We start from the raw sequence: 21775 nt of genomic DNA on the forward strand, positions 1-21775 counted from the left end.
GCATACGCCGCCGTCGTCACGTTCGCGGCAGCCGCCAGATCGGCAGGCGGAGCAAACCGCCGCTCCTCCTTGAGCAGATTGGCCAGGCTCTCGTTGCTCACGACATCTCCCTTTCCCAGGGTGTCCGTTGCGTCCCCGGGCATAGCTCATCAGTCAGAGGCCCAGGTGACAAGGGTTAGCCCAGAATTGGTTTAGACCTATGGCACGCCGGGGACACGCGCGCGAACGGCCCCTTCCCGCTGCAGGATGCGGAAAGGAGCCGGCCGGTGGCGCGGATACGGGAGGGTATCGGTTCAGGCGGCCCTGGATTCAGGCGTGTTGGCCGACAGTGTCAAAAACCCGACAGTCGAAAAAATCCTCCCCCTCCGACAGCAGGTAGGCCTGGGCCTCGCCCACGTGGAAGTACATTCCGTGCAGCTCCAGCGTGCCGTCGGCGAGTCGCCGGGCCACCGATTCGTGCGCCCTGAGGTGCTCCAGCTGCTGCACCACATTGGTCAGGCAGAGCTGTTCGACGGCGTCCGCGGGGAGCCGGCCCGCGATCCGGGCCCAGGCGTGGTGGCGGCTGTCCATCCGCCGCAGGCTGGGCCGGCCGTGCTGCAGCCACCGGTTCAGCGGGGTCGCCGGGTCCCCCGGGGCCGAGTTGAGCAGGGCCTGCATGGCACCGCAGCCGGAGTGCCCGCACACCGTGATGCTGTCCACCCGCAGCACGTCCACCGCGTACTCGATGGCCGCCGCGACGGAGTCGTCCGAGGTCTCGGCGCCCGGCAGCGGGACCAGGTTGCCGACGTTGCGGACGGTGAACAGGTCGCCCGGACCGCTGGCCGTGATCATGCTGGTCACGAGGCGGGAGTCGGCGCAGGTCAGGAAGAGCTGCGAGGGCCGCTGCCCCTCGCGGGCCAGCCGGGCGAGCTCGTCGCGGACGTGCGGGGCGGTGTCGCGCTGGAAGGCGGTGATGCCGCTGGCGAGCCGGCTGGCGCCGCGGCTGCGGGGGGCCGGGGCCCGGTGGTCGCAGTGGTTCTTCCACGGCGTCCAGGGCCGGCAGCAGTGGTGGCCGTGGGCCCCCTCCGCCGGGCGGCCCGTCATCTCCAGCGAACCGCCGTGCGCCAGATGGGAGTCCTGCCAGTCCTGCAGCGTCTCGTACGCGGCGTGGTCCATGAACGAGCCGTCCAGCTCGATCACGACGTGCCCCTTGTGCGGGATCTGGTTCAGCGTCCGGCTCAGCCGCGGCACCGCGAGGAAGGTCAACTGCCCGCGCACCCGCAGGTGGCGGACGCCGTCCAGCTCCTCCACCGTGATCCGGGTCCGGGTGAGCCGGTGCAGGGCCACGGCCACGGCGACCGCGATCCCGAGGGCGACACCCTCCAGGACGCCGCCGAGCACCACGGCCACGACCGTGGCGGCGTACACCAGGAACTCCCGGTGCCGGGTGATGTTGCGCATGTGCGTGATGCTGACCATCTGCACCCCGACCGCCATCACGAGGGCGGCCAGCGCCGCCAGCGGGATCAGGACCAGGGCCGGGACCAGCAGCGCGGCCGCGAGCACCACCCACAGGCCGTGCAACATGGCCGATTTTCGGCTGGTCGCCCCGGACTTGACGTTGGCCACGCTGCGTACGGCCACACCGGTGATCGGCAGTCCGCCGCAGGCCCCGGAGACGATGTTCGCCGCGCCCTGGCCGCGCAGCTCCCGGTCGAGGTCCGCACGGGGCGGCCGGTCGGCCGTGGACCGCTCGGAGGCGATCAGCTTGTCGGTGGCGACCGCGGAGAGCAGGGACTCCACGCTGCCGACCAGGGTGATCGTCAGGACGGCGGCGACGAGTCCGAGGACCGGGCCCTCGGGCAGCCCGGGCAGGGCGTGGCTGCTCCAGGACGGCAGGTCCACCCGCGGCAGGCTGAGCCCGGCCAGTGTCGCGCAGGCGGTGGCCGTGGCGACGGCGGCGAGCGCGGCCGGCACCTTGCGCAGGGCCCGGCCCGGCCGCCCGGGGAGCCGCGGCCAGCCGAGCAGGACGGCCAGGGTCAGCACGCTGATGCCGAGCGCGGTCGGGTGGATGTCGGCCAACTGGCCCGGCAGTCCGCGCACATTGGCCACGGCGGAGCTCTGCGGGGTGCCGCCGAGGACGATGTGCAGCTGGGCGAGGGCGATGGTGACCCCGATGCCCGCGAGCATGCCGTGCACGATGGCGGGGCTCACCATCAGGGCGGACCGGGCGGTGCGCAGGGCGGCGAGTCCGAGCTGGCAGAAGCCGGCGAGCACGGTGATGGCGCAGGTCGTGCGCCATCCGTAGCGCTGGATCAACTCGGCGGTGACGACGGTGAGTCCGGCGGCGGGACCGCTGACCTGGAGCGGCGCACCGCCCAGGCATCCGGCGACGATGCCGCCGGCGGCCGCGGCCACGAGGCCGGCCTGGAGTGGGGCGCCGGTGGCCAGGGCGATGCCGAGGGAGAGCGGCAGGGCGATCAGGAACACGGTCAGGGAGGCGGAGAGGTCCGCTGCGAGGCCGGTTCGGGGCTTCTTGCCGGGCGTGTTGCCGAGCTCGTCGGAGGGGCGTTTGGGGAAGGTGGCTGTCACGGGTCCCGTCTCCTCTGTGAGGGATGAAGCGGCGGGAAGTGGCGGAAAACTGTCAGAAGTATCAACACTCAGTAAATGAAAGGTAATGGAGAGTAAAGCTCCGCGAAAGGAGATACGAGCGAATGGCCTAGAGAATCCCACCCATGGGTGATTAAGCATTTTGTACGGCTTGTCACACCTTCTCCAGGGCGGACTGCGTGGGACGTTGCGGCGCGGAAGCGAAGTCCCGCGGTGCAACTGGAGGAGAGGTGGACGGATGATCGCCGCCACGAAGAAGACCGCCGGCGGCCTGGTCGCCATGGCCCTGGTGCTGGGGGCGGCCGGCTGCAGCAGTTCGGAGTCCGCCCGCCCCCCGGCGAAGAAGGGCGCCGCCGCCCCGCAGGCCCCCGACAGCGTGAACCGGCCCATCGGCGACGGCTCGACCGCGTACACGGGCCCGCAGCCGAACGTGCGGAAGGCGCGGAGGCTGAAGCCCGGCGAGAAGCCGCCGCAGTTCGTGGTGTTCTCGTGGGACGGGGCCGGCGAGGACGGTCAGAGGCTGTTCTCGCACTTCCGCGGCGTCGGCAAGAAGTACCACGCCCGGATGACGTACTTCCTCAGCGGCGTGTACCTGCTCCCGGAGGGGAAACGTTCCCTCTATACCGCCCCGCAGCATGACGCCGGCCGCTCCGACATCGGCTTCGGCGACCTGCAGGGCATCAAGGACACCACCGTGCAGCTCCGCGCCGCATGGCTTGAGGGCAACGAGATCGGCACCCACTTCAACGGCCACTTCTGCGGCTCCGACGGCGGCGTCGGCACCTGGTCCGTCGAGGAGTGGAAGAGCGAGATCCGCCAGGCGAAGTCCTTCGTCAAGAACTGGAAGACCAACGCGGGCCTGGAGCAGATGGAGGCGCTCCCCTTCGACTACGACAAGGAGCTCATCGGGGCCCGCACCCCCTGCCTCGAAGGCCAGAAGAACTTCATGCTCGCGGCCAAGGAGATGGGCGGCTTCCGCTACGACTCCAGCGGCATCAGCAAGCAGATCTGGCCGAAGAAGACCGACGGCCTGTGGGACCTGCCGCTGCAGCTGGTGCCCCTGCCCGGCCGCGCCTTCGAGACGCTGAGCATGGACTACAACTACATGGTCAACCAGTCCGGGACGACCACCCAGGGCGACCCCTCGCAGCACGCCTACTGGGGCAACCAGATGCGCGACGGCCTGATCCAGGCCTTCGAGCGCGCCTACGGCGGCAACCGTGCGCCCCTGATCATCGGCAACCACTTCGAATCCTGGAACGGCGGCACCTACATGCGCGCCGTCGAGGAGACCATCAAGACCGTCTGCACCCGCCCGGAGGTCCGCTGCGTGCCCTTCCGCGAGCTCGCCGACTGGCTGGACGCACAGGACCCGAAGGTCCTGGAGCAGCTGCGCACCCTCGACGTCGGCGAAGCGCCGAAGGAGGGCTGGACGAAGCTCCTGACGGCGGGGCCGCCGGCCGGGCCGGCCGCCCCCGCCGGGGTCAAGCCGGCTGCGGAGCCGGCCGGAGCGGCCGAGGGCGAGGACTGAGCGCTCCCGCCGCGCCGCCGGCCTCCTCCCGCAGGACGAAGCCGGGGTCGACCTGGGCCGCCAGGTCGACCCCGGTCTTCGCGTTGCCCCAGCTCTCCGCGTTCCGCAGGTGGAAGTGCACCATCTGCGCCGTGTACCGCTCCCAGTCGCGCAGGGCGTACGAGCCGTCGGCCGCCTCCCGCAGCACCTGCAGGGCCTGCCGGTTGTCCGCCTCCAGCCGCCCGAACGCGGGCGGCCGGCCCTTCTCCATCGCCCGCACCCAGTCCGACTGCCCGACCGTGACCAGCAGGTCCTCGCCGACCTCGTCCCGCAGGAACGCGACGTCGTCCGCGCCCTGCACCTTGTTGCCGACCACCTTGAGCGCAATCCCGAAGTCCCGGGCGTACTCCCTGTACTGGCGGTAGACGGAGACGCCCTTGCGCGTCGGCTCGGCGACGAGGAACGTCACGTCGAAGCGGGTGAACATGCCCGAGGCGAAGGAGTCCGAGCCGGCGGTCATGTCGACGACGACGTACTCGTCCGGCCCGTCGACCAGGTGGTTGAGGCAGAGCTCCACCGCCCCGACCTTGGAGTGGTAGCAGGCCACGCCCAGGTCCGACTCGGTGAACGGCCCCGTCGCCATCAGCCGTACGGGCCTCCCGTCGAGCGCCACCGGGCGCGCGCAGGCCTCGTACACCGGGTTGTCCTCGGTCACCCGCAGCAGGCGCGAGCCGGTGCCCGGCGGCGTCGTCTTGATCATCGAATCGGCCGACGCGATCCGCGGGTTGGAGCCCCGCAGGTACTCCTTGATCAGCGGCAGGTGCGCGCCGAGGGCCGGCAGCGCGGCCGCCTGCTCCTCGTCGAGGCCGAGCGCGGCGCCCAGGTGCTGGTTGATGTCGGCGTCCACCGCCACGACCGGAGCCCCGGCCGCAGCGAGGTGGCGGATGAACAGGGAGGACAGCGTCGTCTTGCCGCTGCCGCCCTTTCCCACGAAAGCGATCTTCATGTTCACGAAGCGTAGCCGCTCGATCGCTTTGGGTTGCGCAACCGAGTGAAGAAGGCCACTCCAAGGAGGGGTCGGTGCTATGGGCGTCGAGTGCGTAGGCTCCCTACCTATGAGTAGCGCTGCCGACCCGCTGGCCGCCCTGGGTTCGCTCCCGGGCGTCGCCGAGACCGTGGACTCCGTACGCAAGGCCGTGGACCGGGTCTACGGGCACCGGATCATGCGCCGCCGCAGCGCGGAGCTCACCTCGGAAGCCGCCCTGCGCGGGTCCCGCGGGAGCGCGGCGCTGTCCGGGGCGGACTGGGCGCTGGAGGAGGTGCGCCGCCGGACCGACTTCGGCGCGGACCCCGAGGCGCGCACCGTCGGGGCCGCCCTGCGGCTCACGGCCGAGGCCGGGCAGCTGCTGAGCATCTGGCGGCAGTCGCCGCTGCGCGTCCTCGCCCGCCTGCACCTGGTGGCCTCCGGGTCGACGGCCGACGGCGACGTGGTGGGCCGCCCCCGCCTGGCCGGCGAGCCGGTCGACGAACCCCTGGTCGAGCAGCCGCTGCCCTCCGCCGACGAGGTCGCGGGCCGGCTGGACGGCCTGTCGCGGCTGGTGATCGCCGGCTCCGCGGCCCCGGCACTGGTGCTGTCGGCGGTGGTGCACGGGGAGCTGCTGGCGCTGCGCCCGTTCGCCTCGTACAACGGGCTGGTCGCGCGGACGGCCGAGCGGATCGTGCTGATCAACAGCGGTCTCGACCCGAAGGCGATCTGCCCGGCCGAGGTCGGCCACGCGGAGCTGGGGCGGGAGGCGTACCTGGAGGCCTTCGCCGGCTATGTGTCCGGGACCCCGGAGGGCGTGGCGCGGTGGATCGTGCACTGCGGGCGGGCCGTGGAGCTGGGCGCCCGGGAGACGACGGCGGTCTGCGAGGCCCTGCAGCGCGGCGCGGCGTAGGGCGCTCACCCGCGGGGGAAGGGCGTAAAGGCCCGTACACAGGGTTGCGGCGACACCGTCTTGCTGTGGTGTCGCCGCTGGCATTCACGCCCAGTTACCAAGCGTCCTCGATATGTGCCCATCAGGTCGGGGTCTTTGCCCGGTTACCTGGTGCGGCTGGCCCGTAATCGACGGGTCGACGTCGCGTGGGTGCTCGGCGTTCCTGCATGCGGTCCGTGGGCCTCTACTGCGTTCTAAAGATGATCCTCTCGGATGTTCTTCGGTCTCGCGGGCCGTGACTCCTTTGTACTCCGCTTCGGTGACAAGCGGAACCCCTGGCTGCTTTTTTTACTTTCCGGGATGATCGCGGGCGAACCGGACAGGCGGTGTCCGTGCAGGTCACGGCCGCGGGCGGGGCGCGGCGGGCCGGCTGCGGCCGCGCGATACGGGCATGCGGTATGCGCACGCGGTAGGGCGTCCGGTGCGGGCGCGGTGCGGGTGCGGGTGCGGGCGCGGTGCGGGGTGCGGTACGGCTGCGCGGCCGCAGTCGGCGGTGGCTCAGGCGGAGGCGGCCGCGGCTGCGGCTGTGCCCGCGGCGGCGGCGGCAGCGGCGGCGGCGGCCAGCGCGCCGGAGCGGCGCCGGTTCGCGTACCAGACGAGCCCGGCGGTGGCCGCGGCCGCACCCACCGCCGCCGCGGCGACCAGCGCCGGGCGGGCGGGCATGGACAGCCCGGGGAGCCGCTGCTTCAGCCGTACCGGCCGGTTGAACACGAGCACCGGCCACTCGCGCGCCACCGCCTCGCGCCGCAGCGCGCGGTCGGGGTTGACGGCGTGGGGGTGGCCGACCGCCTCCAGCATGGGGATGTCGGTCACCGAGTCGCTGTACGCGTAGCACCGGGACAGGTCGTAGCCCTCGGACTCCGCGAGCTCCCGCACGGCCTCGGCCTTGGTGGGGCCGTACGCGTAGTACTCGATCTCGCCGGTGAAGCAGCCGTCCTCACCGATGACCATGCGGGTGGCGACGACCCGGTCCGCGCCGAGCATCTCGCCGATCGGCTCGACCACTTCCGCGCCGGACGTCGAGACGATCACCACGTCGCGGCCTGCGGTGTGGTGGGCCTCGATGAGCGAAGCGGCCTCGTCGTAGATCAGCGGGTCGATGAGGTCGTGCAGCGTTTCGGCGACGATCTCGCGCACCTGCTGCACGTTCCACCCCTTGCAGAGCCCGGACAGGTACTCCCGCATCCGCTCCATCTGGTCGTGGTCGGCGCCGCCGACCAGGTAGATGAACTGCGTGTACGCGGTGCGCAGTACGGCCCGGCGGTTGATCAGACCGCCGTGGTAGAAGGACTTGCTGAACGTCAGAGTGCTTGACTTCGCAATGACCGTCTTGTCCAGGTCGAAGAAGGCTGCGGTACGGGGCGACGAGTGCGGCAAGGGCTGGATTTCCACGCCCCGAGCATATGCGCCCACCATTCGGCGTAAGGTGTGGCGCGTGGGTTTGCCTGAGAAGGCTCTCGGGTACACCATGGAAGTCACGGATCGTTCGCGACCGTGCTAACCCGGTCTGGCTCCTCCCCCCCCGAGTCGGACCGTGGGGACGACCCCCGCTCTCCCCCCCGGCGGGGGTCGTCGCATGTCCGGACGCGGTTTGCGTCCGCGCCTCCGGCGCCAAGCGCCCATCCTTCCGGCCCTCCTCCCCTCGGCGGGCCTGCGTGCTGGAGGCCCTCACCCCTTCAGACTCGTCACGGTGCGTAGTGGTTCCGCCGCGCTCTGGAACTCACCTGTTGGAGTGACGGAGTTATTCACAAGGCTCCCGGTGTCCACGGTTTTCGAGCAAGATCCACTTCTTTTTCCGGATCCCTGCACGGTGATTCCGGGCCGCGAAGTCCGCGGCACCGGCATTTGCCGTGAGAAGGGGGCGGAGATCGTGGCTGGATCGAAGTCGTGTGAACCGGGCGAGCTCGTCGGGGCAAGCGGAATCAGGCCAGTGGCGCCGGAGGGCGGGCCGCCGCCCGCGGGCGGCCGACCGCTGATCATCACCGAGGACCCGCTGCTCCTCGACGACCTGCTGCGGCTGTGCGCGGCAGCCGGCGCCGAGCCCCACGTGCACCACGCGGTGCCCGGGCCGAGCGGAGGCGGTGACGGCGGCGGGAGCGCCGCAGGGCCGCCGGGGAGCGCCGACGGGCCGTCCGACGGCAGCGGCGGTCCGGCCGGAAGCGCCGGGTGGGAGACCGCTCCGCTCGTCCTCGTCGGGGACGACGCCGCCCGCCGGGTGCGCGGTGCACCGCGTCGGCCCGGGGTGCTGCTCGTCGGCAGGGACCTGGACGAACCCCTCGTGTGGCAGCGCGCGGTGGAGATCGGCGCCGAGGAGGTGCTGCGGCTCCCCGAGGCGGAGACCCTGCTCGTCGACCGCATCGCGGATGTGGTCGAAGGGGCCGGGAAGAGCGCCCTGGCCGTCGGCGTCATCGGCGGCAGCGGCGGCGCCGGGGCCTCCACCCTCGCGTGCGCCCTGGCCGTCAGGGCCGCCCGGGCCGGCGAGCGGACCGTCCTCATCGACGGCGACCCGCTCGGCGGCGGCATGGACGTGCTGCTCGGCGGCGAGAGCGCCGAAGGGCTGCGCTGGCCGGACCTCGCCGGTTCCCGCGGCCGGGTCGCCGCGGGGGCGCTGGAGGAGTCCCTGCCCGAACTGCACGCGCTGCGCGTGCTGAGCTGGGACCGCGGGGACCGGGTGGTGGTGCCGCCCGCCGCGATGCGCTCGGTGGTGGCCGCCGCGCGCCGCCGGGGCGGGGTCGTCGTCGTGGACCTGCCCCGCCGGGTCGACGAGGCCGTCGCCGAGGCACTGGCCCAGCTCGACCTGGTGCTGCTGGTGGTACCGGGCGAGCTGCGGGCGGTGGCCGCGGCAGGCCGGGTCGCGGCCGGGGTGCGGATGGCGGCCCGCGACGTGCGCGTCGTCGTACGGGGCCGGCCGCCGGGCGGGCTCGACGCCGAAGCGGTCGCCGGGCTGCTGGGGGTGCCGCTGGCCGGGGAGGTGCCGGTCGAGGTGGGGCTCCCGGGGCGGGTCGCCGAAGGGGAACCGCCGGGCGCACACGGGCGGGGCGCGCTGGCCCGGTTCTGCGACGGGTTCTGGCGGCGGGTCCTCGGCCCGGCCGCCGACCGGGGGGTGACGGCATGAGCACGGTGCTCCTGGACGCGGTGCGCCGGCGGCTCGCCGAGACCGGGGCGGAGCCTACCCCGGCCCGGGTGGCGGCGGCCCTGCGCGCCCAGGGCCGACTGCTGGGCGACGCGGAGGTGCTGGGAGCCGCGGCCGAGCTGCGGTCCGAACTGGTCGGCGCCGGCCCGCTGGAGGCGCTGCTCGCCGATCCCGAGGTCACCGATGTGCTGGTGGCTGCCCCGGACCGGGTGTGGGTGGACCGGGGCGGCGGGCTGGAGCTGACCGGGGTGACCTTCGCCGACGCCGACGCCGTGCGCAGGCTCGCCCAGCGGCTGGCCGCGGTCGCGGGGCGCCGCCTGGACGACGCCCGCCCCTGGGTGGACGCCCGGATGCCGGACGGCACCCGGCTGCACGCGGTGCTGCCGCCGGTGGCGGTCGGCTCGGCCTGCCTGTCGCTGCGGGTGGTGCGGCCCCGGGCGTTCACCCTGGACGAGCTGGTCGCGGCGGGGACGCTGCCGCCCGGCGGGCAGCGGCTGCTGCGGGACATGGTGGAGGCCCGGCTGTCGTTCCTCGTCTCCGGCGGGACCGGCACCGGCAAGACCACCCTGCTCAGCGCCCTGCTGGGGCTGGTCGGACCCGGCGAGCGGATCGTCCTCGCCGAGGATTCCGCCGAGTTGCGCCCCGACCACCCCCATGTGGTGCGGCTGGAGACCCGGCCCGCCAACCAGGAGGGCGCGGGTCTGGTCACCCTCGCAGACCTGGTCCGGCAGGCGCTGCGCATGCGGCCGGACCGGCTGGTCGTCGGCGAGGTGCGGGGAAGTGAAGTGGCGGACCTGCTGGCCGCTTTGAACACGGGTCACGAAGGCGGCTGCGGCACTGTCCACGCGAATGCCGCCGGGCACGTCCCCGCCCGGCTGGAGGCGCTCGGAACCGCCGCGGGCCTCGACCGGGCCGCCCTGCACAGCCAGTTGGCGGCCGCGCTGACCCTGGTGGTCCACCTGGTCCGGGACCGGGCCGGGCGGCGCAGGGTGGCCGAGGTGCACGTGCTGGAGCGGGATGCCGCCGGGCTGGTGGTCACCGTTCCGGCACTGCGCTGGTCGGCCCGCGGGTTCGTACGGGAGCCCGGCTGGGAGCGGCTGGGGCCGCTGCTGGGGGGTGCGCGGTGAGCGGCGCGGCGGCGGTACCGGTGCCCGTGTTCGCCGGGGTGCTGTGCGCCGGGACGGCCGCCTGGGTGCTGGCCGGGGGAGACCGGGTGTCCCGGCGGGCCCGGGTGGTGCTCGCGGGGCCCGGGCCGGCGGTGCCCGGCGGGCCGGTGCGCCGGGAGCGGCTCCTGGCCGCGGCCTGGACGCGGGCCTTCCGCCGGCGGGAGCGGGCCTGCCTCGGGGCGGGGCTCGCGGTCGCGGTGCTGGGCGGCTCGGTGATCCCGCTGGTGGCGGGCGCCGCGGCGGTGCCCCTGGTGCGGCGCCGGCTCGCCGCCCGGCAGCGGGAGCGGGACCGGTCCGCGCGGGCCGCCGGGGTGATCGCGCTGTGCGGGGCGGCGGTGGGCGAACTGCGAGCCGGGGCCCAGCCCGGGCAGGCCCTGACGGCGGCGATGCGCCGGACCGCCGCGGGCCCGGGCGGCCCGGGCCCGATGGAGACGGCGGTACTGGCCGCCGCCGCGTTCGGCGGCGACGTCCCCGCCGCCCTGCGCCAGGCGGCGCGGGAGCCCGGAGCGGAAGGGCTGGCCGGGATGGCCGCCTGCTGGGGGATCTCGGTGGACGGCGGCGCGGGCCTGGCCGCCGGACTCGACCGGCTGGAAGGGGCGCTGCGGGCCGAGCGGGACCGCCGGGAGGCCCTGCGCGCCCAACTGGCCGGAGCCCGGTCGACGGCAGCGGTGCTCGCCCTGCTGCCGCTGGTCGGGCTGCTGATCGGCACCGGGCTCGGGGCGGACCCGCTGCGCGTGCTGCTGCACACCCCGGTCGGCTGGGGCTGCCTGCTGGCGGGCGGCGTGCTGGAGGGGCTGGGGCTGCTGTGGTGCCGGCGGATCGTACGGGCGGGGGAGCGGTGATGGGCGGGCTCGCGGTCCACAGGCTGGGGACAGCGCTGTGCCTGGCGGTGGCGGTGCTCGGTACGGCATCCGCGGTTGCCGCGCACCTGAGAGCCCGGGCGGCCTCCCGCAGGATCGCCGCGCTGCTGCCGGCGGGGGCCCGGCGGAGGCGGCCGGCCGTCCTCGGGGCGCGGATACGGGTCCTCGCGGCGCAGTGGTGGGGCCCGGCGGGGGTGCTGCTGGCGGTGTGGGTGCTGGTCGGCGGGGCGCCGGGGGCGGCGGCGGGCTGCGCTGCGGCCTCCGGGATGTGGTGGCTGCGCCGCCGGATGCCGGGCAGGCGGCCGGACGGGGCAGAGGCGGAGGAGGCGGAGCGTCAGCTGCCGTTCGCGGCCGATCTGCTGGCCGCCTGCCTCGCGGCCGGGGCCGGGCCGGTCGAGGCCGCCGAGGCGGTGGGGGAGTCGCTGGGCGGCCCGGTGGGCGAGCGGCTGGCGCTGGCCGGGGCGGAGGTGCGGCTCGGCGGCGAACCGGGCGCGGCCTGGGGGAGGTTGGCGCGGATACCGGGCGCGGGGGCGCTCGCCGCGTGCCTGGAGCGGGCCGCGCGGACGGGGGCGCCGGCGGCGGAGCCGGTCGCACGGCTGGCGAAGGCCCTGCGGGAGGAGCGGTCCCGGCAGGCGACCGCGCGGGCGCAGCGCGCGGCGGTGCTCGTCACCGCACCGGTGGGGCTGTGTTTTCTCCCCGCGTTCCTTGCGGTCGGAGTGGCTCCCGTGGTGATCGGAATGGCCTCGGGCCTTCTCTCCGGAACGTGAGATCGAGAAACCCCGTCCGGTGTGGAAATCGGAACTGAGATCACATCAAGAACGAATATCAGCAGGAGGTTGTCATGAGGATCATCTGGGTTCGCCTGCGTGCGGCGGTCGGCGGCCGGGCGGGTGATGCGGGGATGTCCACGTCCGAATACGCCATGGGCACGATCGCGGCGTGTGCATTCGCGGCCGTTCTGTACAAGGTGGTGACGAGCGACGTGGTGTCCACGGCACTCCAGTCGACCATCGGGAAGGCGCTCGATGTGCCGTTCTGAGGGAAAACCGCGGCCTGTCGGAGGGCGGAGAGGAGACCGGGGATATGTGACGGCGGAGGCGGCGCTGGTCATTCCCGCGCTGGTGCTGTTCGCGGCCCTGCTGGTGTGGGCGCTGATGGCGGCCGCCGCGCAGATCCGCTGTGTGGACGCGGCCCGGGCCGGTGCCCGGGCGGCGGCCCGGTCGGAGCCGGCGGAGCAGGCGGTGGCAGCCGCCCGGGCCGCCGCTCCGCCCGGGGCCGAGGTGGCGCTGGAACGGGAGGGGGACCTGTGGCGGGTGCGGGTGGCGGCGCCGGCGCCGGGACCGGCCGGGCTGCCGGTACGGCTCGGGGCCCAGGCGGTGGCCCTGGCCGAGGACAGCGTGGGGCCGCCGCCATGAGGGGCGACCGGGGGTCGGCCACGGTCTGGGCGGCACTGGTGGCGACCGCGCTGGGGGCGGTGTTCGGCGGGGTGCTCCTGCTCGGGCAGGCGGTGCTCGCCCGTCACCGCGCGGCGGCCGCCGCCGACCTGGCGGCCCTGGCCGCGGCGGCGACCTGGGCGCACGGCCCGGAGACCGCCTGCGCCGCAGCCCGCCGGGTGGCCCGGGCCCAGGCCGCCGACCTGCCCGCGTGCGCCCTCCGGGGCGAGGTGGCCGAGGTCGCAGCCCGGTCCGCGGCCGGCCCCTTCCGGCCCGCGATCACCGCCCGGGCCGGCCCGCCGCAGGAAGCCGCCGAACCGGACGCACCGGGGGCCGACCCCGCACCGGGCCGGCCGCCGGTGGGTACCGGTTCAGGCCAAAACCCGCCGTCGGCGGGCACGGTTTCGGGCCAGGGCCCGCCGCCGGTGGACACGGGTCCGGGCCCGGGTCCGTTGCCCGGCCCGGCCCCGGCCCCGGCTGTGGCCGGGGGCGGCGGCGGGCGTCAGGCGGCCGCGGACAGGAGACGGGTCAGCAGGCGGACGGCGCCGCGCTTGTGGAGGGGGTCGTTGCCGTTGCCGCACTTGGGGGACTGGATGCAGGACGGGCAGCCGGCCTCGCACTCGCAGGCGGCGATGGCGTCGCGGGTGGCGGTCAGCCAGGCCCGGGCCGTGTGGAAGGCCCGCTCGGCGAAACCGGCCCCGCCGGGGTGGCCGTCGTACACGAAGACGGTCGGCAGGAGGGTGTCCGGGTGCAGCGGGACGGAGACCCCGCCGATGTCCCAGCGGTCGCAGGTGGCGAACAGCGGGAGGAGGCCGATGGAGGCGTGCTCGGCGGCGTGCAGGGCGCCGCCGAGGATCTCCGGGCCGATCCGGGCCTCGTCGAGCTGGTCCTCGGTCACGGTCCACCAGACGGCGCGGGTGCGCAGGGTGCGCGGGGGCAGGTCCAGCTTGGCCTCGCCGAGCACCTCGCCGGTGATCAGCTTGCGGCGGAGGTAGGAGACCACCTGGTTGGTGACCTCCACCGAGCCGTAGCAGAGCCGGGCACCGCCCCACGGGATCTCGGTCTCGGTCTCCAGGACGGAGATGGAGGTGGTGTCGCGGGCAGTGGTCGAGAACGGAGGGCTGGCCTCCTCGACCAGGGCGACCGAGTCCTCCAGGTCCAGCCGCTGCACCAGGTAGGTGCGGCCCTGGTGGAGGTGGACGGCCCCGTCGTGGACGGCGGTGTGCGCCGCGGACTCGTCCACCGTGCCCAGCAGGCGCCCGGTGGCGGCCTCGACGATCTGCACGGGGCGGCCGCCCCCGCCCCGGATGTCGGTCAGGTCCGTCGCCCGCTCCCGGCGCGTCCAGTGCCAGGCGGTGGCCCGGCGGCGCAGCAGCCGCGCCGCCTCCAGCTGCGGCAGCAGGCCGGTGGCGGCGGGGCCGAACAGGGCGAGGTCGTCCTCGGTCAGCGGGGCCTCGGCGGCGGCCGCGCACAGGTGCGGGGCCAGGACGTACGGGTTGTCCGGGTCCAGGACCGTGGCCTCCACCGGGCGGCGGAACAGGGCCTCCGGATGGTGGACGAGGTAGGTGTCCAGCGGGTCGTCCCGGGCGATCAGCACGGCCAGGGCCCCCTGCCCGGCGCGCCCCGCCCGGCCCGCCTGCTGCCACAGCGAGGCCCGGGTCCCCGGGTAGCCGGTGATCAGGACGGCGTCCAGGCCGGCGACGTCCACGCCCAGCTCCAGGGCGGTGGTGGCGGCCAGGCCGAGCAGCTCGCCGGAGTGCAGGGCCCGCTCCAGGGCGCGGCGCTCCTCGGGCAGGTAGCCGCCCCGGTAGGCCGCGACCCGGCGGGGCAGGGACCGGTCCACCTCGGCGAGCCGCTCCTGGGCGATCACCGAGATCAGCTCCGCCCCGCGGCGCGAGCGGACGAAGGCCACCGTACGGACCCCCTGGACGACCAGGTCGGTCAGCAGGTCGGCGGTCTCGGCCGTGGCGGTGCGGCGCACCGGCGCGCCCTTCTCGCCCCGCAGGTCGGTCAGCGGCGGCTCCCACAGGGCGAAGACCACCTCGCCCCGCGGCGAGGCGTCGTCGGCGACCTCGGTGACGGGGACACCGGTCAGCCGGGTCGCCGCGGCCGCCGGGTCGCTCGCCGTGGCGGAGGCCAGCAGGAAGACCGGCTCGGCGCCGTAGCGGGCGCACAGCCGCCGCAGCCGCCGCAACACCTGTGCCACGTGGGAGCCGAAGACGCCCCGGTAGGTGTGGCACTCGTCGACGACGACGTAGCGCAGGGCGCGCAGGAAGGAGGACCAGCGGGCGTGCCCGGGCAGGATCGCGCGGTGCAGCATGTCGGGGTTGGTCAGGACGTAGTTCGCGTACTGGCGGACCCATTCGCGCTCCTCGACCGGCGTGTCCCCGTCGTAGACGGCGGGCCGGACCGCGTGGCCCAGCGGCGCGGCGAGGTCCCGTACGGAGCGTCGCTGGTCGGCGGCCAGTGCCTTGGTCGGAGCCAGGTAGAGGGCGGTCGCGCCCCTTCCGTTGGGGGCCTCGGCGCCGTCCGCGAGGGCGGAGAGCACGGGGGCGAGGTAGGCCAGCGACTTGCCCGACGCGGTGCCGGTGGCGACGACCACGGACTCGCCGTCCAGGGCGTGCTCGGCGGCCGCGGCCTGGTGTTCCCACGGGTGTTCGATCCCCGCGGCCTGGATCGCGGCTACTACGTCCGTTCGGATGCGGTCGGGCCACACGGCATGACGACCCTCCCGGCGGGGCAAGTGCTCCGTATGGGTGATGCGCGCAGCTCGAAAAGACCCCCGTGACAGACGGTCCAGAACCGTGTCGGGAGCGGGTCGCGGGTCCTCAGGTGCCGTGGGACGACCGGGACGGTGAGTATTGGCCATTGGAACCGAGTGTGTCACCGGCGTGCGGGACAATGGTCAGAAGGCGTCGTGCGCGCCTGCCGGTAAGTGATTGAATGCCATCGCGGCAGCCAATCCCTCCCCCGCTCTCGGGTGGGGAGGCCCCTGGGGGGCGCCGCTCGATAGCAAGGTGCTGGAGGATCCGTGGACCTGTCCCTGTCGACTCGCACTGTCGGCGACCGCACGGTCGTGGAGGTCGGTGGCGAGATTGATGTGTATACCGCGCCCAAGCTGCGCGAGCAGTTGGTCGAGTTGGTGAACGACGGCAGCTACCACCTGGTTGTCGACATGGAGCGGGTGGACTTCCTCGATTCCACCGGTCTCGGTGTGCTCGTGGGAGGCCTCAAGCGCGTCCGGGCGCACGAGGGCTCGCTGCGCCTGGTGTGCAACCAGGAGCGCATCCTGAAGATTTTCCGTATCACCGGCCTGACCAAGGTGTTCCCGATCCACACGACGGTGGAGGACGCCGTCGCAGCCACCGACTGACGAGTTCCGCCCCCGGTGCGCCGCACGGCGGCGCCCGGGGAGGGAGCCGAAGAGGAGCGGGGGCGCGGGCCGCTGGACGGTCCGGGCCCCTGTAAGGCACGCCCGTAGTCAGAGGGGGACGCAATGGCCACCGTTGAACTCCGCTTCAGCGCCCAGCCCGAGCACGTCCGGACGGCCCGCCTGGTCGCGGCCGCGGTGGCGCGGCGGGCCGGCGTGGAGGAGGCCGTGCTCGACGAGGTCCGCCTCGCGGTGGGCGAGGCCTGCTCGCGCGCCGTCGGCCTGCACCTCAGCAACGGGCTGACCGCGCCCGTACGGGTCGTCCTGACCGAGGAGGAGAAGCTGTTCTCCATCGAGGTCGGCGACGAGGTCCCCGGGCCGGGCGGAGGGCCGGGAGACACCGTTCCCGGGCTTGAGGCGGCCCTGGACCCGGATGCGGACACCGAGGACGAGATGGGGCTCGCGGTGATCAGCGGGCTCGTCGACGACGTCGAGGTGACGAGCAGTGAGCGGGGCGGAACCATCCGGATGAGCTGGCCCGTTTCGGCGAACCCCGAACTCTCCTAGCCCGCTCCCGGCCCGCCCCGCGTATTATTCGATCTTATTCAAGGCCCTGCTGAGCAGGGCCTTTTTCATGCCCGCACGCAATTCCTGGATCCATGACCATGTGTCAATGCCTTTGTCCCATTACCTCTTTCGGGGGTAATGGAGTGGCGCGATCTATTGGTGGGGGGCGAGAGCAGGCCAATTCCGTTTCCTGCGCACTGTTTTGCTCGGGACCGGCTCCCTACAATCCGTCCACATCTTGAGCTCATCACGTCAAGGAGGACGAATGACGGGGCTCTTCACCCCTGAAGCGCCGGACGGCACAACCGATCTGGCCGCCGCGGTACTCACCGATGACAATCGGCTCATCGTGATGGTGATCGCGGCCGTGGCAATTGCCGCACTCGTCGTCGCGCAGATCCTGGTCCGCCAGGTTCTCTCCGCCGACGAGGGAACCGACAGCATGAAGAAGATCGCCGCGGCCGTGCAGGAAGGCGCCAACGCCTACCTGGGCCGGCAGCTGCGCACCCTCGGCATCTTCGCCGTCGTCGTGTTCTTCCTGCTGTTCCTGCTGCCCGCCGACGACTGGACGCAGCGCGCGGGACGCTCCGCGTTCTTCCTCGTCGGCGCCCTCTTCTCGGCGACCACCGGCTACATCGGCATGCGCCTCGCGGTGCGCGCCAACGTCCGCGTCGCCGCCGCCGCCCGCGAGGCCACCCCCGCCGACGGGGAGCCCGCCAAGGACCTCACCGACGTCTCCCACAAGGCCATGCGGATCGCGTTCCGCACCGGCGGGGTCGTCGGCATGTTCACCGTCGGCCTCGGCCTCCTCGGCGCCTCCTGCGTCGTCCTGGTCTATGCGGCCGACGCCCCCAAGGTCCTGGAGGGCTTCGGCCTCGGCGCCGCCCTGATCGCGATGTTCATGCGCGTCGGCGGCGGCATCTTCACCAAGGCCGCCGACGTCGGCGCCGACCTGGTCGGCAAGGTCGAGCAGGGCATTCCGGAGGACGACCCGCGCAATGCCGCGACCATCGCCGACAACGTGGGCGACAACGTCGGCGACTGCGCCGGCATGGCGGCCGACCTCTTCGAGTCGTACGCCGTCACCCTCGTGGCCGCTCTCATCCTCGGCAAGGCCGCCTTCGGCGACCTGGGCCTGGCCTTCCCGCTCATCGTTCCCGCCATCGGCGTCATCACCGCCATGATCGGCATCTTCGCGGTCTCCCCGCGCCGCTCCGACCGCAGCGGAATGGCCGCCATCAACCGCGGCTTCTTCATCTCCGCCGTGATCTCCCTGGTGCTCGTCGCCATCGCCGTCTACGCCTACCTGCCGGCCACGTACGAGGAGCTCGTCGGCGTCGAGAACCCGGCGATCACCCAGCACTCCGGCGACCCGCGCGTCCTCGCCCTCGTCGCCGTCGCCATCGGCATCGTGCTCGCAGCCCTGATCCAGCAGCTCACGGGCTACTTCACCGAGACCAACCGCCGTCCCGTCCGGGACATCGGAAAGTCCGCGCTGACCGGCCCCGCCACCGTCGTCCTGGCCGGTATCTCCGTCGGCCTGGAGTCCGCGGTCTACACGGCGCTGCTCATCGGCCTCGGCGTCTACGGGGCCTTCCTGCTCGGCGGCACCTCGATCATGCTCGCGCTCTTCGCGGTGGCCCTGGCCGGCACTGGCCTGCTCACCACCGTCGGCGTGATCGTCGCCATGGACACCTTCGGGCCCGTCTCCGACAACGCCCAGGGCATCGCCGAGATGTCCGGCGACGTCGAGGGCGCCGGCGCGCAGGTCCTGACCGACCTCGACGCCGTCGGCAACACCACCAAGGCCATCACCAAGGGCATCGCCATCGCCACGGCCGTGCTCGCCGCGGCCGCGCTGTTCGGCTCGTACAACGACGCCATCTCCACCGCGGTCAAGGAGGTCGGAGCCAAGGCCGGGGAGATGAACCTCAGCCTCGACATCGCCCAGCCCAACAACCTCGTCGGGCTGATCCTCGGCGCGGCGGTGGTCTTCCTGTTCTCCGGCCTCGCCATCAACGCGGTGTCCCGCTCCGCGGGCGCCGTGGTCTACGAGGTGCGCCGCCAGTTCCGCGAGCGCCCCGGAATCATGGACTACACCGAGAAGCCCGAGTACGGCCGCGTCGTGGACATCTGCACCAAGGACGCGCTGCGCGAGCTCGCCACCCCCGGCCTGCTCGCCGTCATGGCGCCCATCGCGGTCGGCTTCGTCCTCGGCGTCGGCGCGCTCGGCGCGTACCTCGCGGGCGCGATCGGCTGCGGCACGCTGATGGCCGTCTTCCTCGCCAACTCCGGCGGCGCGTGGGACAACGCCAAGAAGCTCGTCGAGGACGGCCACCACGGCGGCAAGGGCAGCGACGCCCACGCCGCGACCGTCATCGGCGACACCGTCGGCGACCCGTTCAAGGACACCGCCGGCCCCGCCATCAACCCGCTGCTCAAGGTCATGAACCTGGTGGCGCTGCTGATCGCGCCGGCCGTCGTCCAGTTCAGCTACGGCGCCGACACCAGCCCGACCGTCCGCGCGGTCGTCGCGGCCGTCGCCATCACCGTCATCGTCGTCGCCGTGTACGTCTCCAAGCGGCGCGGCATCGCGGTCGGCGACAGCGGCGACGGCGCGGGGACCGAGCGGGTGGCGCAGCAGCCGGCCGACCCCGCGGTCGTGTCCTGACACGGCCCGTTTCCCCGGGGTTCGAAGGCACAATCGAACGGCGGGCGGGCGGCGCGGACCGACGCGCTGTCCGTCCGCCGTTCTGCGTGGCCGGAGGAGGGCCGTGTATCTTCCGGGCCGAGAGCCTTGGAAGGGACCGATCCGGTGAACAAGAAGTTTGCGTCCGCGGTGTCCGGCGGTGCGGTACTGATGCTCGTGCTGTCCGGCTGCGGCGGCGACGACGGCGGCGAGAAGGTCAACGCGTGGGCCAAGAAGGTCTGCGACAAGTGGGCGCCCGAGCTGCAGAAGGTCGCGGTGGCCAGTGCCGACATGAAGCGCGTGTCCGGTACGACGAGCAAGCCGGACGAGGTGCAGAAGACCGACTCGGCGGCCTTCCAGGTCCAGTCCGACGCGTACAAGGCGATGAGCGCCGCGGTGTCGTCGGCGGGGGCCCCGCCGACCGAGGACGGCCAGGCGGCCCAGACCGCGGCGGTCCAGGGCTTCGAGGCCGCGTCCAAGGCCTACGCGGACCTGAAGACGAAGATCGACGCGCTCGACCCCAAGGACCAGACCAAGTTCGCCGATGGCCTCAGCCAGATGTCGGGCGCCATCGCGGAGGCCAACAAGGGCAGCAAGGAGGCGTACGCGAAGGTCACGGTGGGCGATCTGAAGAAGGCGGTCGAGAGCCAGAAGGGCTGCAAGGTGTCGTGACGCCCGGCCAGAAGGGCTGCAAGGTGTCGTGACGCCCGCCGAGGTGTCCCGGCGCCCGCCAGGTGTCATGTGACATCCGCCGAGGTGTTCCACGCCCGCCAAGTGAGCCCCGGCGGCCGCGCCGTGGCCGGTGCGGCGCACGGATCCGCCGTGTCAGCCGACACAATGGACGCGTGAGTACCACCAGCCTCCCCACGCCCGACCGCGCCGCCGAGCTCCGCGCGGCCCTGCTCTCCGCCGGCTTCACCGCCGACGGCGTGCTGGAGCTGCTCGGCGCCCCCGCCTACGCCGCGCTGGCCCGCAGCGAGACGGTCCCCGCCCTGCGCGCCACCCGAAGCCGGGGCACCGGCCCGCTCGCGAGCCTGGTGCGGCTGTTCCTGCTGCAGCAGCCGGAGCCGTACGTGCACGCGGCGGAGGCGCTGCCCGTCGAGGCGGCGCTGGCCGACGGCTGGCTGCGCCGCGAGGGCGATGAGGTGCACGCCACCGTCGACATCCGCCCGTACGGGGGCCCGGACGGCGAGGACTGGTTCATCGTCTCCGACCTCGGCTGCGCCGTCGGCGGGGCCGGCGGGATCGGCAGCCGCGAGGAGGACGTGGTCCTCGGCGTCGGCGGCGCCTCCACGACCCTGGCCGGGATCACCGTGCGCATCCCGGTCGCCGACGCCCTCGACCTCGGCACCGGCTCCGGCATCCAGGCCCTGCACGCCGCCCGGCACGCCACCCGGGTCACCGCCACCGACGTCAACCCGCGGGCCCTGGGCATCACCCGGCTGACGCTGGCGCTGTCCGGGGCGCCGGAGGCCGAGCTGCTCCTCGGATCGCTGTTCGAGCCGGTCGGCGAGGCCACGTACGACCTGATCGTCTCCAACCCGCCGTTCGTGATCTCCCCCGGCGCGCGGCTGACGTACCGGGACGGCGGCATGGGCGGCGACGACCTGTGCCGGACCCTGGTCCAGCAGGCGGGCGCCCACCTCAACCCGGGCGGGTACGCCCAGTTCCTCGGGAACTGGCAGCACGTGGAGGGAGAGGACTGGCGCGACCGGCTCCGCTCCTGGGTGCCGCGCGGCTGCGACGCGTGGATCGTGCAGCGCGACGTGCAGGACGTCACCCAGTACGCGGAGCTGTGGCTGCGCGACGCGGGGGACCACCGCACCGAACCCGCCGAGTACGTGCAGCGGTACGAGGACTGGCTCGACGAGTTCGAGGCCCGCAAGACCAAGGCGGTCGGCTTCGGCTGGATCACCCTGCGCCGCACCGACGCGGCCGAGCCGTCGATCGTGATCGAGGAATGGCCCCACACGGTGGAGCAGCCGCTCGGCGACGCCGTCCTCGCCCACTTCGCCCGCCAGGACTACCTGCGCGAGCACGACGACGCGGCCCTGCTGGACGGCCGCTTCGTGCTGGTCGAGGAGGTCGTCCAGGAGCAGGTCGGCCCGCCCGGCGCGGAGGACCCGGAGCACGTCGTGCTCCGCCAGAACCGCGGCATGCGGCGCGCCACGACGGTGGACACGGTCGGGGCGGGCTTCGCCGGCGTGTGCGACGGCTCGCTCACCGCGGGCCGGATCCTGGACGCGATCGCGCAGCTGGTGCAGGAGGACCCGGTCCTGCTCCGGGACCGGACGCCCGGGGCGATCCGGATGCTGGTCGAGCAGGGCTTCCTGGAGCCGGTCGCCGACCGCTGAGCCGGTACGCGTGCCGCGGCGGCCACCGCGGCGGGCCAGCGCGGCGGGCCAGCGCGGCGGGCCAGCGCGGCCGCCGCGGGCCGTCCGAGTCGCCGCGGGCCGACCGGGGCTTCGTGTGCCGGCCGGGT

Annotated in this window: 16 protein-coding genes and 2 pseudogenes; 14 read left to right on the top strand and 4 right to left on the bottom strand. The window is 73.7% G+C overall.

All coding sequences use genetic code 11. From position 1 onward, the window contains the following. Positions 1-309: 309 nt before the first annotated feature. A complete protein-coding gene (locus tag ACIQUT_RS37205; RefSeq protein ID WP_403569773.1) occupies positions 310-2571 on the bottom strand; it encodes a SulP family inorganic anion transporter in 2262 nt (753 codons plus the stop codon). Positions 2572-2827: 256 nt separating this feature from the next. On the opposite strand from ACIQUT_RS37205, the gene ACIQUT_RS37210 reads away from it, so the two are divergent. Further along, on the top strand, positions 2828-4120 hold the full coding sequence (locus tag ACIQUT_RS37210; protein ID WP_403569775.1) for a hypothetical protein: 1293 nt from the start codon (positions 2828-2830) through the stop codon (positions 4118-4120). Here the strand turns inward: ACIQUT_RS37210 and ACIQUT_RS37215 are convergent. Continuing rightward, positions 4074-5105 (bottom strand): ATP-binding protein, encoded by a 1032-nt coding sequence (locus tag ACIQUT_RS37215; RefSeq protein ID WP_403569777.1) that lies wholly within the window; start codon positions 5103-5105, stop codon positions 4074-4076. The genes ACIQUT_RS37210 and ACIQUT_RS37215 overlap by 47 nt on opposite strands. 109 nt (positions 5106-5214) lie before the next feature. Between ACIQUT_RS37215 and ACIQUT_RS37220 the strand changes: the two genes are divergently transcribed. Then, the gene (locus ACIQUT_RS37220) at positions 5215-6036 is read left to right on the top strand and encodes an oxidoreductase (RefSeq protein WP_403569779.1); all 822 of its coding nucleotides are present in this window, start codon (positions 5215-5217) and stop codon (positions 6034-6036) included. A 537-nt stretch (positions 6037-6573) separates the two neighbouring features. On the opposite strand, the gene ACIQUT_RS37225 is transcribed toward ACIQUT_RS37220, so the two are convergent. Beyond that, the gene (locus ACIQUT_RS37225; RefSeq protein WP_403569781.1) at positions 6574-7491 is read right to left on the bottom strand and encodes an HAD family hydrolase; all 918 of its coding nucleotides are present in this window, start codon (positions 7489-7491) and stop codon (positions 6574-6576) included. Positions 7492-7996: 505 nt separating this feature from the next. Between ACIQUT_RS37225 and ssd the strand changes: the two genes are divergently transcribed. The 7 genes and pseudogenes from ssd to ACIQUT_RS37260 form a co-directional block, all read left to right on the top strand. Next, the gene (gene ssd / locus ACIQUT_RS37230) at positions 7997-9190 is read left to right on the top strand and encodes a septum site-determining protein Ssd (protein WP_403569837.1); all 1194 of its coding nucleotides are present in this window, start codon (positions 7997-7999) and stop codon (positions 9188-9190) included. Further along, complete coding sequence (locus ACIQUT_RS37235) at positions 9187-10335, top strand: TadA family conjugal transfer-associated ATPase (protein ID WP_403569783.1); 1149 nt, start codon at positions 9187-9189, stop codon at positions 10333-10335. The genes ssd and ACIQUT_RS37235 overlap by 4 nt, the downstream gene beginning before the upstream one ends. Further along, positions 10332-11216 carry a type II secretion system F family protein gene (locus tag ACIQUT_RS37240; RefSeq protein ID WP_403569785.1) on the top strand — a complete coding sequence of 295 codons (885 nt, stop codon included), beginning with the start codon at positions 10332-10334 and terminating at the stop codon, positions 11214-11216. Before ACIQUT_RS37235 ends, ACIQUT_RS37240 begins: the two co-directional genes overlap by 4 nt. Beyond that, positions 11216-12001 carry a type II secretion system F family protein gene (locus ACIQUT_RS37245; protein ID WP_403569787.1) on the top strand — a complete coding sequence of 262 codons (786 nt, stop codon included), beginning with the start codon at positions 11216-11218 and terminating at the stop codon, positions 11999-12001. The genes ACIQUT_RS37240 and ACIQUT_RS37245 overlap by 1 nt, the downstream gene beginning before the upstream one ends. A gap of 74 nt (positions 12002-12075) precedes the next feature. Further along, positions 12076-12273 carry a DUF4244 domain-containing protein gene (locus ACIQUT_RS37250; protein WP_403569789.1) on the top strand — a complete coding sequence of 66 codons (198 nt, stop codon included), beginning with the start codon at positions 12076-12078 and terminating at the stop codon, positions 12271-12273. Next, entirely contained in the window at positions 12260-12649 is a 390-nt protein-coding gene (locus ACIQUT_RS37255) for a TadE family type IV pilus minor pilin (RefSeq protein ID WP_403569791.1), read from the top strand. Before ACIQUT_RS37250 ends, ACIQUT_RS37255 begins: the two co-directional genes overlap by 14 nt. Further along, positions 12646-12906, top strand: a pseudogene (locus tag ACIQUT_RS37260) (Rv3654c family TadE-like protein); the annotation flags it as partial. The gene ACIQUT_RS37255 and the pseudogene ACIQUT_RS37260, both read left to right, overlap by 4 nt. Before the next feature lie 269 nt (positions 12907-13175). Here the strand turns inward: ACIQUT_RS37260 and ACIQUT_RS37265 are convergent. Then, positions 13176-15536, bottom strand: a pseudogene (locus ACIQUT_RS37265) (DEAD/DEAH box helicase); the annotation flags it as partial. Between the two features lie 162 nt (positions 15537-15698). Between ACIQUT_RS37265 and bldG the strand changes: the two are divergent. From bldG to ACIQUT_RS37290, 5 genes are all read left to right on the top strand, one after another. Then, the gene (gene bldG, locus ACIQUT_RS37270; RefSeq protein ID WP_030152678.1) at positions 15699-16040 is read left to right on the top strand and encodes an anti-sigma factor antagonist BldG; all 342 of its coding nucleotides are present in this window, start codon (positions 15699-15701) and stop codon (positions 16038-16040) included. 123 nt (positions 16041-16163) lie between these two features. Continuing rightward, entirely contained in the window at positions 16164-16604 is a 441-nt protein-coding gene (locus ACIQUT_RS37275; protein WP_403569792.1) for an ATP-binding protein, read from the top strand. Between the two features lie 265 nt (positions 16605-16869). Next, positions 16870-19275, top strand: coding sequence for a sodium-translocating pyrophosphatase (locus ACIQUT_RS37280; protein WP_403569794.1), 2406 nt, complete (start codon positions 16870-16872; stop codon positions 19273-19275). A gap of 144 nt (positions 19276-19419) precedes the next feature. Further along, on the top strand, positions 19420-19965 hold the full coding sequence (locus tag ACIQUT_RS37285) for a small secreted protein (RefSeq protein WP_403569796.1): 546 nt from the start codon (positions 19420-19422) through the stop codon (positions 19963-19965). Between the two features lie 173 nt (positions 19966-20138). Beyond that, a complete protein-coding gene (locus ACIQUT_RS37290) occupies positions 20139-21647 on the top strand; it encodes a methyltransferase (RefSeq protein ID WP_403569798.1) in 1509 nt (502 codons plus the stop codon). Positions 21648-21775 lie beyond the last annotated feature (128 nt).

This window comes from Streptomyces sp. NPDC090445, assembly GCF_044769385.1.
GTDB lineage: Bacteria > Actinomycetota > Actinomycetes > Streptomycetales > Streptomycetaceae > Streptomyces.